Here is a 13,552-nt window from a genome sequence, read left to right on the forward strand (position 1 = left end):
TCGGAATGGTTCCGTTCCTGAACGGATCGACAGCACAGGTGGACACGAGGTGAACGGCAGGGTTTGTGCTCGGGCCGGTCGCCTGGGACACTTTCCCGCGGTGGACATCACACTCATAGTCGTCCTGGTCATCGCGTTGGCCCTCTTCTTCGACTTCACAAACGGTTTTCACGACACCGCCAACGCGATGGCGACCCCGATCGCGACCGGCGCCATGAAGCCCAAGGTCGCGGTCACCGTCGCAGCGGTGCTCAACCTCGTCGGTGCGTTCCTCAGCACCGCCGTGGCGACCTCGATCTCGCACGGCCTCATCAACGAGGGGCCGGGCGGCGTGGCGATCACGCCGGAGATGATCTTCGCGGGGCTGATCGGCGCGGTCGTGTGGAACATGATCACGTGGCTCCGGGGGCTGCCGTCCTCGTCGTCGCACGCGCTGTTCGGCGGGCTCATCGGTGCCGCGATCGTCGGCGCGGGCTTCGGCTCCGTCAACTACGCGGCGCTGCTGACGGTCGTGATCATCCCGGCGTTCCTGTCGCCCGTGATCGCGGCGCTGGTGTCGTTCCTGTCGACGCGCATCGCGTACCGGATCACCCGACGCCCGGTGTTCCCGAACGAGCGCGGCGGCTTCCGCTTCGGCCAGATCTTCACGAGCTCGATGGTGTCGCTCGCGCACGGCACGAACGACGCGCAGAAGACCATGGGCGTCATCACGCTCACGCTCATCGCGTCCGGTGCGCAGTCGGCGGACCACGGCGTCCAGTTCTGGGTCGTCGTGGCCTGTGCCCTCGCGATCGCCCTCGGCACGTACACCGGCGGGTGGCGCATCATCCGGACGCTCGGCTCCGGCATCACCGAGATCCGCGCGACGCAGGGCTTCGCTGCTGAAGCCTCGACCGCCGCCACGATCCTGGCCTCGAGCCACCTCGGCTTCGCGCTGTCCACCACGCAGGTCTCGTCCGGCTCGATCATCGGCGCCGGCCTCGGTCGTCGCGGGTCGAAGATCCAGTGGTCGACCGCGGGCAAGATCGTCATCGCCTGGTTCATCACGCTGCCCGCCGCTGCTGCGGTCGGCGCGGTCGCGTCCGGCATCGCCCGCATCGGCGTCCTCGGCCTCGTGATCGACGCCGTCGTCGGTGCCGCGGTGATCCTCGGGCTGTACCTCTGGTCGCTCCGGAAGCCGCACGACCAGGCCGCCGCGATCGAGGTGGACGTGGCCGCGAACGCGGTCCTCACCCGCAAGGAGCGCCGCGACATGCAGCGCAAGAAGCGCGCCGAGGTGGTCTCGGCCCGCCGTGCCGAGCTGAGCCGTGAGCGCACCCTGCGCCGCATGGCCGCACGCAAGGGAGGTCGTCGCTGATGCGCATCGCCTCGGACTCGTACCGCTTGGCCGTCGTCGACGGAGAGGAAGCCTGATGGGCATCGACTGGCTGGCCTTCGTCAGCGTCGCCGTCGTCTCGGTCGTCGCCGCGTGCTTCGTCGTGACGGTGTACTCGGTCGGACTCCGGTTCTGGAGCGCCGCGGACACCCGCGCCGGCAAGTACACGGTCAAGGACGACGGCACCGTCGGCCCGGCCACGGCCGGGTTCCCGCTGCCGGGGCGAACCCCGCCGGGGGTCCGGCTGTACCGGTCGCTCGCGATCGCCTGCTTCGCGGTGAGCGCCGCCGCCGTGCTCTACGGCATCTACCTCATCGTCCCGCAGTTCCACTGACCCGCGTCGCGGAGCCGCAGCACACCTGCGCGTGCACTGCGGCTCGCTGACGCGGCCCCGGGACAGCCTGGAGGCTCGTGGCGGCGCCGCCACGAGCCTCCAGGCCGCCACCGGGTCGCGTCGGGCGCGAGTCGAAACGCGCCCGGCCGCGCACCAGGACCGGCCGGACGGTTCGGACTAGCCTGGGCCGGGTGAGCAACGACGCACCACGACCCACCCGCACCGAGACCGACTCCCTGGGCAGCCGAGAGGTCCCGGCCGACGCCTACTGGGGGATCAACACCCTCCGGGCGCTCGAGAACTTCCCCATCACGTCCGTCCCCATCGCGGTGTACCCGGACCTCATCGAGGCCCTCGCGACCGTCAAGCAGGCAGCGGCCCGCGCGAACAAGGCGATCGGGGTACTCGACGGCGAGCGCGCCGACGCCATCGACGCGGCCGCGCAGGAGGTCCGTGACGGGCGACTCCGCGACCAGTTCGTGGTCGACGTCGTCCAGGGCGGCGCCGGCACGTCGACGAACATGAACACGAACGAGGTGCTCGCGAACCGCGCCCTCGAACTCCTCGGCCGGGAGAAGGGCGACTACGCGTACCTGCACCCGATCGACCACGTGAACCGGAGCCAGTCGACGAACGACACGTACCCGACGAGCATCAAGCTGGCGATGATCCTCGGCGTCCGGCGGCTCAACACCCAGCTCGAGGCGCTGTCCGACGCGTTCGCGGAGCGGGGACGGGCCTTCGCCGACGTCCTGAAGATCGGCCGGACCCAGCTGCAGGACGCCGTGCCGATGACGCTCGGACAGGAGTTCACCGGCTTCGCGCACACCATCCAGGAGGACGTCCTCCTGCTGTCGAAGGTCATGCCGCTGCTGGCGGAGACGAACCTCGGCGCGACGGCGATCGGCACCGGCATCACCGCCGACCCGCTGTACCGCGACGAGGTCCGGCGGCAGCTGGAGATCGCGACCGGCCTCGACGTCGTGACCGCGCCGGACCTCATCGAGGCAACCAGCGACGCCGGGGCGTTCATGACGCTGTCCGGCACGGTGAAGCGCAGCGCTGCGAAGCTCTCGAAGATCTGCAACGACCTCCGGCTCCTCGCCTCGGGGCCGCAGGCCGGCCTGGGGGAGATCACCCTGCCGGCACGCCAGGCGGGCTCGTCGATCATGCCCGGCAAGGTCAACCCGGTGATCCCCGAGGTCGTGAACCAGATCGCGTTCGCGGTCGTCGGGGCGGACACCACCGTGACGATGGCGGCCGAGGGCGGGCAGCTGCAGCTCAACGCCTTCGAGCCGATCATCGCGCACTCCATCATGCAGTCGCTGCAGTGGATGGCGAACGGCTGCGAGACCCTCCGCGTGCACTGCGTCACCGGCATCGAGGCGAACGAGGCGAAGCTCGCGGCGCAGGTGGACACGAACGTCGGCGTCGTGACCGCGTTGACGCCGTACATCGGGTACGCGGCGGCGGCGTCGATCGCGCACACGGCGCTGACCACCTCGACGCCGATCGCGACGCTCGTCACGGCGGCCGGGCTGATGGAGGAGGACCAGGTGCAGCGCGTCCTGTCGCCGGCGCGGCTGTCGGGCATCGAGTTGGCGACGGGCGCGATCCCGGTGGTCACCGAGGAGATGCTCGACCAGGCGGCGCGGGAGCGCTGAGGCGTGACCCCCGGTGCCGCTACGGCATCGGGGGTTCGCTGACCTGCACCTTGCCGGCGAGGTCGCGGAGGTGCTCCGCCTGCGCGGAGTCCTCGTCGTCGCGGGGGAGCTTCGCCGCCTCGACCCGGACGTGGTGTGCGGTCGCGATGTCGGCGTCCCGCCACCGGGCCAGCGTGAAGTTGCGCGTGACGTCGCGGAGGGGGAGCCGGATCGACTCGTCCGCCTCGATGCCGGCCAGCAGCTGCCGCAGACGGATGACCTCGGAGTCGAGCTCCCCGCCGACCACGAGCACGAAGTTCGAGATGTACAGGTACACGAGCAGCAGGATCGCGCCGCCGAGCCACCCGTACGCTCGGTTGCCGGCACCGATCGTCTCGACGTAGACCGCGAAGCCGACCGTCGCGATCGCCCAGGTCACGATCGCGAACGCGGCACCGGCCGACACCCACCGCAACTGGGGGGTCCGGACGTTCGGCGTCGCGTAGTACAGCACCGCCACCATGACGACGAGGTCCGCGGCGAGCACGGGCCACTTCGCCACGTTCCACAGGTCGTCCACCCACACCGGCCAGCCCATCTGGTCGACTACCGCCGCGGCGATCGTCGGCGTGCCGAGCAGGATGAGGATCGCGATCGCACCGCCGACCATGACGAGCAGGGTGACGAGGAGCATCATGCTGCGGAACTTCCAGATCCGCCGCCCCTCCTCGACCTCGTAGGCGGTGTTCATCGCCCGGCCGAACGCGGTCGCGTACCCGGACAGCGACCACAGTGTCAGGACCACGCCGGTCGCGAACCCGAGCCACGGGTTGTCGAGCGTGAGCAGCTGCCGAAGCGGCTCCTCGAGGTGCTGCGCGGTCTCTGGTCGCACGATGAACCCGAGGATCTGGATGATGTCCTCGAGCCCGTCGCCCGACCGGTCCACGATGGCCAGTGCCGACACGACGGCGAGTGCGGTCGGGAACACCGTGAGGGTCGCGAAGAACGTCAGCGACGCCGCCGCGTCGACGACGCGGTGCCGGATCACCGAGTGGTAGGTGCGCCGGACCACCGCGCGGACCCCGGTCCGCTGGATGGCGCGCGCGTCGGGTTCCGGCATGGTCACGAAACTACCTGGAATCGGACGGGAGGCACGGCGCGGGCCCGCCACGCGCCTCCAGGCCGCCGGTCGGTCGCGGCCACGTCGTGAAAGCGACAGACGCGCGGCACCGGCCCCGCCGCCGGTCGCGAAAGCGACAGTTCGTCGCTGTCGCATGCCAGCAGACTGTCGCTTTCGCGGCGCGGCAGCCGAGTCGCGTGGCGCTAGTCCGCGTGGGGGTGCAGCGCGTCGTACCGACGGAACGACGGCACGAGCCGGAGCAGCAGCGCGACGAGCCCGATGATGAGCACGCCCCCGATGATCGGCGGGTAGGCGATGCCCGCCGCGACGACGAGCCCGGCGTACAGGTCCCCGACCCGCGGACCGCCCGTGACGACGACGATGAAGATTCCCTGCAGGCGCCCGCGCATCCCGTCGGGGGCTGCTGCCTGCAGGATCGTGTTCCGGAACACCGAGCTGACGTTGTCGGCGCCGCCGGAGATCGCGAGGAAGAGCGCCGCCAGTCCGAGGGCCGGCAGGATCCCGGCATCGAAGCGCTCGCCGGACCGCCCGCCGAGTGTGTGGGCGACCGCGATCGTGACCCCGAACGCGGCGATCGCCCCGCCGTACGCCGTGATCGCCCAGCCGACGGCCTCGCCCTGCCGACGGACGTGGCCGAGCGGGCCGGAGAACACGCTCGACAGCAGGGCGCCGATCGCGTACGCGGCGGTGAGCGTCCCGACCGTGATCGAGCCGCCGCCGATGACGAGCGCGCCGATCGCGGGGAAGAGCACCCGCGGCTGGCCGAACGTCATCGCGATGATGTCGAGCACGAACGTCATCGTGATGTTCCGCGAGCGCTTCAGGAACCGCGCCCCCTCGATCAACGAGCCCAGCCCGGGTCGGAGGGCGTCGTGCTCGGCAGCCATCCGCGGCAGTGTGAACACCCCGAGGAACGCGAACGTGAACAGCACGACGTCGATCGTGTACGTCGGGGCGAAGCCGACGCTGGCGATGAGGACGCCGGCGATCGCCGGGCCCACCGTGACCTGGAACCCCGACGCGATGCCACCGAGGGCGCTCGCCGCCGGGAGCAGGTCGGTCCCGACGAGCCGCGGCACGATCGCCGAGCGGGAGGCGTTGCTCACCGTCGCCGCGACCGCGTTCACCGTGGCGAGGACGTACAGCAGCGCGACGCTGTGCAGCCCGAGCCAGGCGTGCGCGGCGATGAGGGCCACCGCAGCCCACGCGACGACCGCCGACACGAGGGCCACGAGCCGACGGTCGAACGCGTCCGCGAGCATGCCTCCGTAGAGCCCCGCGACGATCATCGGGACGAGGGCGATCACACCGACGAGTGCGACGGCGAAGGTGGAGTGGGTGATCTCGTACACCTCGAGGCCGACCGCGACGGTGGTCATCTGCGTGCCGATGCCGGCGATCGCCGTGCCGGCCCAGAGCCGCGCGAACGCGGGGGAGCGGCGGAGCGGGGTGAGGTCGGCGAGCAGGCGGCGGCGCGGGGCGGTGTCGGATCGTGTCACGGTGGAACCATTCTGCTGCCTCGATCGGGCTGCACGGCCAGGACCGCGCTCTCTGGTTGACTGGCGGGCATGACTGACCTCAACAGCAAGCCCGAGTTCGACGCCCCCGAGGGTCCGGCCCCCACCGAGCTCGTGATCACCGACATCGTCGAGGGCTCCGGGGACGAGGCGACCGCGGGCTCGACCGTCAAGGTCCACTACGCCGGCGTCGAGTACGAGTCGGGCGAGGAGTTCGACAGCTCGTGGAACCGCGGCGAGCCGATCGACTTCCCGCTCGCGGCGCTCGTCCGTGGCTGGCAGGAGGGCATCCCCGGCATGAAGGTCGGCGGCCGTCGGAAGCTCGTCGTCCCGCCGGAGCTCGCGTACGGCCCGGCCGGTGGCGGACACTTCCTCTCCGGCAAGACCCTCATCTTCGTCATCGACCTGCTCGGGGTCCGCTGATGCAGGTCGGCGCCCCGACGATCGAGCTGAACGACGGCCACCGGTTCCCCGAGCTCGGCCTCGGCACCTACGGCCTGAACGGCGACGAGGGCACGCAGCAGGTGCTCGCCGCGATCGCGAGCGGCTACCGGCTGCTCGACACCGCCCTGAACTACGGCAACGAGGACGCCGTCGGCCGTGCGGTGCGCGAGTCCGGCGTCGACCGTGACGACCTCGTCGTCACCACGAAGCTGCCGGGGCGCCACCACGGGTACGACGAAGCGCACCGGTCGATCGACGAGTCGCTCGCGAACCTCGGCCTCGACCACGTGGATCTGTACCTCATCCACTGGCCGAACCCGTCGGTCGACAAGTTCGTCGACACGTGGAAGGCATTCGTGGACCTCCGTGACGCGGGCAAGGTCCGCTCGATCGGCGTCTCGAACTTCACGCCCGACCACCTGGAGCGCATCGTCGACGCCACCGGCGTCGCGCCGGCGGTGAACCAGGTCGAGCTGCACCCGTACTTCCCGCAGGCCGAGCTGCGGAAGGTGCACCAGGAGCTCGGCATCGTGACCGAGAGCTGGAGCCCGCTCGCGAAGCAGTCGGAGCTCATGAGCGAGCAGCCCGTCGTCGCCGCCGCCGAGGCGCACGGCGTCACGCCGGGCCAGGTCGTCCTCCGCTGGCACGTCCAGCTCGGTGCCGTGCCGGTGCCGAAGTCGGGCGACCCGGAGCGGCAGCGGCAGAACCTCGACGTCTTCGGCTTCGAACTGACCGAGGACGAGGTCCAGGCGATCTCCGCGCTCGAGCGTGGGCGCCTCTGGGACGGCGACCCGGACACGCACGAGGAGATGTAGCGGCTCCGGCCGGCGTGCCGGAACCAGGTTCCGGACGGGAGGCGCGTGGCGGGTCCGCCACGCGCCTCCCGTGCGCCGGCGGTCGCGTCGCGACGTTCTCGGTGTCGGTCCCGCGGGACTACACTGGACACCCCTGTTTCCCGAAGGGTGGCGTGTGTCCGAACCGACCGAGATCGACCGCGAGCGTGGCTACGTCGACGGGCTCTTCGCCCGCCTCGACGAACTGACCGCCGAGGCCGAACAGCGTCTCGCCGAGACCCGCCGTCAGGCGGTCGGCGGGAACCACCAGAGCCGCAGCGAGCGCGACGCGTACGCCCGGCTCTACGAGGACACCATCGCGACGCTCGAGCGCGTCGGCGACCGCCTCGTGTTCGGCCGGCTCGAGGTCTCCGAGCCGGACAGCGACGAGGACGTGTTCCGGTACATCGGACGGGTCGGCCTCCGCGACGACGACCACCGCCCGCTCCTGCTCGACTGGCGCGTGCCCGGTGCGAGCGCGTTCTACCAGGCGACCGCCGCGCACCCGATGGGGATGCGCTCGCGTCGGCACCTCACGCTCGACGGGCGGAGGGTCGTCGGTGTCGAGGACGAGGTGTTCGACGCCTCCCTCTACGACGACGAGCGCACGCACCTCCAGGGCGAGGGAGCACTCCTCGCGGCCGTCACGGCCGAGCGCACCGGCCGGATGACGGACATCGTCGCCACGATCCAGGCCGAGCAGGACCGCATCATCCGCTCTCCGCTCGAGGGAGTGCTCATCGTGCAGGGCGGCCCCGGCACCGGCAAGACCGCGGTCGCGCTGCACCGGGCGGCGTACCTGCTGTACTCCTACCGGGAGCGCCTCCGCGGGTCGGGCGTGCTCATGGTCGGGCCCTCGTCGGCGTTCCTGACGTACATCGAGCAGGTGCTGCCGTCCCTCGGTGAGACCGGTGTCGTGATGGCGTCCCTCGGCTCTCTCTACCCGGGCGTGCACGCCTCGACGCACGACCACCGGGACGTCGCCGCCGTGAAGGGCTCGGCGGAGATGGCCTCCCTGCTGCGCCGTGCCGTCCGGTCGCGGCAGGTCGTGCCGACCGAACCCGTGACGCTCGACGTCGAGGGGGAGCGGCTGGTCGTCCCGCCGCAGCTCGTGGCCGACGCGATGAAGCGTGCGCAGGACCGGGGCAAGCCGCACAACGTCGCCCGGGTGACGTTCAACAAGATCGCCCTCGACGCGATGACCCGCCTGCTCGCCGACCAGTTGCGCGAGCGCGGCACCACGGTGGACGAAGCCGACGAGAAGGTCCTCCGCGAGGACATCCGGTCCTCGTACGACGCCCGCGTCCTCCTCAACACCGCGTGGCTCCCGCTGCCGCCGGAGAAGTTCGTCGAGGACCTCTACGCGCGGCCGAACTGGCTCGCGTCCCTCACCCCGAACTGGACCCCGGAGCGGCGGGCGCTGCTGCTGCGACCACGCGGTTCCGCGATGACGGTCGAGGACGTCCCGCTCCTCGACGAGGCCGCCGAGCTCCTCGGTCCGTTCGACCCCACCGGCGGCGCCGCCAAGCGTGCCGCGAAGGCCAGCCGCAACCGCGACATCGAGAACGCGCGCCAGGCGATCGAGAACATGGGGGTCGAGGGCATCGTCACGGCCGAGCAGGTCGCGGGGTCCTTCGCCGAGGGCGGGGACCCGCGCACGACGGCCGAGCGCGCCGCCGAGGACCGCGAGTGGACCTACGGGCACATCGTCGTCGACGAGGCACAGGAGCTCTCCCCGATGCAGTGGCGGGTGCTCGCCCGTCGGAACCCGCTCCGGTCGTTCACGATCGTCGGGGACATGGCGCAGGGATCCTCGCCGGGAGCAGCCCGCACCTGGGACGACGTCGTCGGAGCGCTCGCCCGGCGCCGCCGTGGCCGCGCACCGCAGGTGCCGATCGAGCACCGCATCGAGGAGCTCACGGTCAACTACCGCACGCCGCGGTCGATCGTGCTCGCCGCCGGGGAGTACGCGGAGTCGGCCGGGCTCGTGGTCACCCGGACCGAGGCGGTGCGCGACGGCGACCCCGTGCAGCGCGTGTCCGTCCCGCGGTCGGACGTGCTCGACACCGTCGCGTCGCTGGTCGACGACGAGCGCGCGGCGATCGGCAGCGGGACCATCGGCGTGATCGTGCCGGAGTCCGACGTCGACACCGTGCGGCACCGGCTCGCCCGGACCGAGGCGGACGTCCGGTCCCTCGGGTCGCCACGACCGGGGTCCGTCACGGTGCTGACCGGGGCGGACGCGAAGGGCCTCGAGTTCGACGGGGTGCTCCTCGTCGACCCGGAGCGCGTCGGGGCCGATGCGGCGCGGGCGGCAGCGGCCGTGTACGTCGCGATGACGCGGCCGACGCGGCGCTTGACGATCGTCGACGTGGACTGAGGCCCGCGCCGCCGCGTGTGGTGCTGTGCGGCCAACATCGGGCTGCGCGCCGCGCTCGACGACGCACGTGTCGTTCGACGCGTGCTCCGTCGGACTTGCGCTGCGCGCGCTCGACGCGACGGGCGTGCTCGACGTGCCGCGCGTGCTCGACGTGCCGCGCGTGCTCGACGTGCCGCGCGTGCTCGACGTGCCGCGCGTGCTCGACGTGCCGCGCGTGCTCGACGTGCCGCGCGTGCTCGACGTGCCGCCCGCGCTCGACGTACCGCGCGCACTCGACGTGCCGGGGGCGCTCGACGTGCCGGGCATCCGACGGGAGGCGCGTGGCGGGCCCGCGCCGCGCCTCCAGTCCGGCGCGCGCTCGACGCGGCCGGCGCCTGACGGGAGGCGCGTGGCGGGCCCACGCCGTCCCTCCCGTCCGGCCGACGCGGCAGCGCCTCAGACGGTGTCGCCCTCGTCGCGGACGCGCGTGACGAGGGCCGCCCACGGACCGTCGAGCCGACTGCCCGGGATCGACACGGTGCGCTGCTCGAGCGTGATCGTCCACGTGAAGTCGTCGCGGACTGCCGGCGACGGTGCCGGGACGTCACCGGGGAGCGTCCCGACCAGTTCGGTCCAGGCGGCGGGGTCGTCGCAGGCGTCGGTGTCGACCTGCCAGCCGCGGGTGGTGCCGGCGAAGCCTCCGGACCGGCGGACCTCGATGTGCATGACCCGACCGTACGCCGAGCGGGGGCGGTGCGGGGGAGCGTCAGCCGATGACGCCCACCGTCCGCCAGGCCTGCTGCACGGCGGCGTGCTCGCGCGACCCCGACCCGAACCGTGTCGCCGCAGCGTCGACGGTCACGGAAGCGAACCCCGCGAAGTCGATCGACTCCGTCGTCTCGTCCGAGGTGAGGGCGTCCCACCAGACGGCCCCGGCGCCCTCCCAGGCGTTGCCGCCGATCGCCGTCGCGGCGAGGTAGAAGGCGTGGTTCGGGATGCCGGAGTTCGTGTGCACGCCGCCGTTGTCGTCGGTCGTCTCGAGGTACCCCGCCATCGTCGCCGGCTGGGGGTCCTTCCCGAGCACCGGGTCGTCGTACGCCGTGCCGGGCGCGCGCATCGACCGGAGGGCGACGCCGTGCACGCGCGGGGTGAAGAGCCCCTTGCCGATGAGCCACGAGGCCTGCTCGGCGGTCTGCTTCCGGGAGTACTGCAGCACGAGGGAGCCGAAGACGTCGCTGATCGATTCGTTGAGTGCCCCGGACTGCCCCTCGTACGTGAGGTCGGCCGTGTACTGCGTCACACCGTGCGCGAGCTCGTGGCCGATCACGTCGACGGCGATGGTGAAGCGTTCGAACACCTCACCGTCACCGTCGCCGAACACCATGCGGCTGCCGTCCCAGTAGGCGTTGTCGTAGTCCTGCCCGTAGTGGACCGTGGCGTCGAGCGGCAGCCCGGCACCGTCGATGGAGACGCGGTCGAAGACCTCGAGCCAGAACGCGTGCGTGTCTCCGAGCCCCGTGTAGGCCTCGTCCACCGCGGGGTCGCCGGAGTCGGGGTCGCCCTCGTGCCGGACCGCCGTGCCGGGGAGCGTGGTCGTGCCGTGCGCGTCGGAGATCGTCCGCTGCGGTGACCGGTCGACCGTGCCGCTGACGCCCTGCGGCTGTTCGCGGTGCTCGTGCTTCGGCTGCTGCACGACCTCGAGCGAGGCCAGTGCGGACCGGGCGGCGGAGGAGGCCCGGGGGAGGTCCGGCGCCTCGGCGACGGCGCGGAGCAGGTACGGCGGGACGACGGAGTGGAGGCGCACGGTCGGGGTCATGTCCCGATGGAACCACCGGGCACCGACACCGCGCAGTGAGGGCCAGCTCAGCCGCGCTTCCGGTTCGCCACGAGGTCGAGCGCGTACGACTCCCACCACTGTCCGGCTGCGGGCCCGCCGTTGCACGTCCCGTCGCTGAGGCCGGGCGTCTTCACCCAGAGCAGGGCGTCGAGGCGCGTGCTGCCCCGGGTGACGTGCGGGGTCTGACCGAGTCCGGCTCCGGACGGGTTGCACCAGGTGCCGCGCCAGCCCTGCCCGTTGCGGGAGACGTCGATGACGAAGTGCGGGTCGTCGCCGATGCGGTCGGCGAGCTCGTCGGCGTACGCGCGTTCGGTGTCGACCCGGTAGAAGTTCGAGACGTTCGTGAAGAACCCCTGGGTCCGGTCGACGCCCGCCTGCCGGAGCCACGACGCCTGCCGGGCGACCGGGACACGGTCCTCGTTGCCGCCGTCGAGGTACACGGTGAGGCCGTGCCCGCTGAGCGCGTCCACCGCTCTCCGCAGCAGGGGGAGGCGGGAGTCCTTCAGTCGCCCGCACACGGCGATCTGCGCGATCGAGTCCGGTTCGACGAGCACCACGGCGTGGGACCCCGCCATCGCCCGGGCCGCCGCGCGGACCCAGGGCACGTACCCGGACGCCGTACTGCCGCCCTTCGAGTAGTGGCCGCAGTCCCGGTCCGGCACGTTGTAGAGCACGAACACGGGGGTGCGGTCCTGCTGGCGCGCACTCCGGACGACGTCACGGATCGTGGAACGCGTGGCGGCGACCGAGTCGTCGGTCAGCCAGGTGGCGATCGGCTGGTCGGCGATGACGGCGATCCGCTGCGCGGTGGCGTCCTGACCGGCAGCCCGCGCCGCTGCCTCGCGGCGACCGGGTTGGTTCTCGGCGGGCGGCTGGACCGCGAGGCCCCCGGGGAACGCCTGCGCGGCGGTCCGGCGTTCGACGACCTGGCGACCGTCGGGAGAGCCGCCTCGCGGGAGTGCCACCACGAGGGCGGCCACGACGGCGACGACCACGGCGGCGGTGACGCCGATCCACGTCCACTGGCGCCCGGCCGACGACCGTCGCGGCGCCCGTCGGCGGTTCCCCTGGTCCGTCATGGACCCATGCTCCCAGGAGAACCGGCGCAGCGGGGAACCCCTCCGGGTGTTCTGCCAGCGGTGGGCCAGGGGTTTCCCGAACGCGGCATGTCAGACTCTGCGGATGCTCCGGAAACTCCTCCTCCTGGCCGTCACCGCGGCCTACGCCTGGGTGATCTGGCGGATGACCCTGACGCCGGAGGTCTTCACCGCTGCGCAGGGATCCCTCGTGGAGCACGCGATCCGGTGGGCGCAGCGCATCACGGGCAGCGGTTGGCTGACGTACGACCGGACGGAGTTCCTCGCCAACATCGCGATGTTCGTCCCGGTCGGCATGCTCGCCGCGCTCTGGTTGCCCCGGCGCTGGTGGTTGCTCGGTGCGGTCGTCGCGGTCGGGCTCTCGGTCGGCATCGAGCAGTACCAGGGTGCGTTCCTGCCGAACCGGGTCTCGGATCCCCGCGACGTGCTGTCGAACGGGCTCGGCGGCCTCCTCGGGGCGACGCTCGTCGGCCTCTTCCGCAGCCTGTTGCCCGCGCCTCGGCGTCGTCGCCTGCGTCCCCGCGCCGTCTGATCTCCTGGTAGGCTTCTCCGGTTGCCGTCGAACGGCCGCGGACGAAGAGCGCTCGTGCAGCAGGCACGGGCACCGCGCAACGGACAGGAAAGGGGATCATCCATGGCACTTGACGCGAAGGTCAAGCAGGAGATCATCGAAGAGTACGCGACCCACCCGGGCGACACCGGATCCCCCGAGGTCCAGGTCGCCGTTCTGACGCGTCGCATCAACGACCTGAACGAGCACCTCAAGGAGCACAAGCACGACCACCACTCGCGTCGTGGTCTGCTGCTCATGGTCGGTCAGCGTCGCCGTCTCCTCGGTTACCTCGCTGACGTGGACATCAACCGCTACCGTGCGCTCATCGAGCGCCTCGGCCTGCGCCGCTGAGTCCCACGCAGACACTGCTCGGCTGAACGCCCGGTCTTCCTCGGAAGGCCGGGCGTTCGTCCGTCTCC

13 protein-coding genes are annotated in these 13,552 nt (G+C 71.8%); 8 read left to right on the forward strand and 5 right to left on the reverse strand.

Going from position 1 to position 13,552, the window contains the following annotated elements:
• Positions 1–100: 100 nt before the first annotated feature.
• The 3 genes from ABC270_RS07385 to ABC270_RS07395 all read left to right on the forward strand — a co-directional run bounded on the left by ABC270_RS07385 (position 101) and on the right by ABC270_RS07395 (position 3,373).
• Positions 101–1,357, forward strand: a complete 1,257-nt coding sequence (locus tag ABC270_RS07385) for an inorganic phosphate transporter (protein WP_412880184.1) — start codon at positions 101–103, stop codon at positions 1,355–1,357.
• A gap of 55 nt (positions 1,358–1,412) precedes the next feature.
• Positions 1,413–1,709, forward strand: a complete 297-nt coding sequence (locus tag ABC270_RS07390; RefSeq protein WP_412880185.1) for a hypothetical protein — start codon at positions 1,413–1,415, stop codon at positions 1,707–1,709.
• A 191-nt stretch (positions 1,710–1,900) separates the two neighbouring features.
• A complete protein-coding gene (locus tag ABC270_RS07395) occupies positions 1,901–3,373 on the forward strand; it encodes an aspartate ammonia-lyase (RefSeq protein WP_402744371.1) in 1,473 nt (490 codons plus the stop codon).
• Between the two features lie 19 nt (positions 3,374–3,392).
• On the opposite strand, the gene ABC270_RS07400 is transcribed toward ABC270_RS07395, so the two are convergent.
• Positions 3,393–4,472, reverse strand: a complete 1,080-nt coding sequence (locus ABC270_RS07400) for a YihY/virulence factor BrkB family protein (protein ID WP_412880186.1) — start codon at positions 4,470–4,472, stop codon at positions 3,393–3,395.
• A gap of 203 nt (positions 4,473–4,675) precedes the next feature.
• Positions 4,676–5,992, reverse strand: coding sequence for an MFS transporter (locus ABC270_RS07405; protein WP_412880187.1), 1,317 nt, complete (start codon positions 5,990–5,992; stop codon positions 4,676–4,678).
• Positions 5,993–6,061: 69 nt separating this feature from the next.
• On the opposite strand from ABC270_RS07405, the gene ABC270_RS07410 reads away from it, so the two are divergent.
• From ABC270_RS07410 to ABC270_RS07420, 3 genes are all read left to right on the forward strand, one after another.
• Positions 6,062–6,433 carry an FKBP-type peptidyl-prolyl cis-trans isomerase gene (locus tag ABC270_RS07410; RefSeq protein ID WP_022902133.1) on the forward strand — a complete coding sequence of 124 codons (372 nt, stop codon included), beginning with the start codon at positions 6,062–6,064 and terminating at the stop codon, positions 6,431–6,433.
• Positions 6,433–7,269, forward strand: coding sequence for an aldo/keto reductase (locus ABC270_RS07415; protein WP_412880188.1), 837 nt, complete (start codon positions 6,433–6,435; stop codon positions 7,267–7,269). Before ABC270_RS07410 ends, ABC270_RS07415 begins: the two co-directional genes overlap by 1 nt.
• A gap of 154 nt (positions 7,270–7,423) precedes the next feature.
• Positions 7,424–9,667, forward strand: coding sequence for a HelD family protein (locus ABC270_RS07420; RefSeq protein ID WP_412880189.1), 2,244 nt, complete (start codon positions 7,424–7,426; stop codon positions 9,665–9,667).
• 435 nt (positions 9,668–10,102) lie between these two features.
• On the opposite strand, the gene ABC270_RS07425 is transcribed toward ABC270_RS07420, so the two are convergent.
• The 3 genes from ABC270_RS07425 to ABC270_RS07435 are packed head-to-tail and all read right to left on the reverse strand — an operon-like array spanning position 10,103 to position 12,562.
• Positions 10,103–10,372: a protealysin inhibitor emfourin gene (locus ABC270_RS07425; protein WP_402744376.1), complete on the reverse strand. Its 270-nt coding sequence runs from the start codon at positions 10,370–10,372 to the stop codon at positions 10,103–10,105.
• Between the two features lie 40 nt (positions 10,373–10,412).
• A complete protein-coding gene (locus ABC270_RS07430; protein WP_412880190.1) occupies positions 10,413–11,462 on the reverse strand; it encodes a M4 family metallopeptidase in 1,050 nt (349 codons plus the stop codon).
• A 47-nt stretch (positions 11,463–11,509) separates the two neighbouring features.
• A complete protein-coding gene (locus ABC270_RS07435; protein ID WP_412880191.1) occupies positions 11,510–12,562 on the reverse strand; it encodes a glycoside hydrolase family 6 protein in 1,053 nt (350 codons plus the stop codon).
• Between the two features lie 103 nt (positions 12,563–12,665).
• On the opposite strand from ABC270_RS07435, the gene ABC270_RS07440 reads away from it, so the two are divergent.
• Entirely contained in the window at positions 12,666–13,112 is a 447-nt protein-coding gene (locus tag ABC270_RS07440; protein ID WP_412880192.1) for a VanZ family protein, read from the forward strand.
• A 102-nt stretch (positions 13,113–13,214) separates the two neighbouring features.
• Positions 13,215–13,484: a 30S ribosomal protein S15 gene (rpsO, locus tag ABC270_RS07445; protein WP_058725132.1), complete on the forward strand. Its 270-nt coding sequence runs from the start codon at positions 13,215–13,217 to the stop codon at positions 13,482–13,484.
• Positions 13,485–13,552 lie beyond the last annotated feature (68 nt).

It is taken from the genome of Curtobacterium phoenicis, assembly GCF_047238015.1.
GTDB lineage: Bacteria > Actinomycetota > Actinomycetes > Actinomycetales > Microbacteriaceae > Curtobacterium.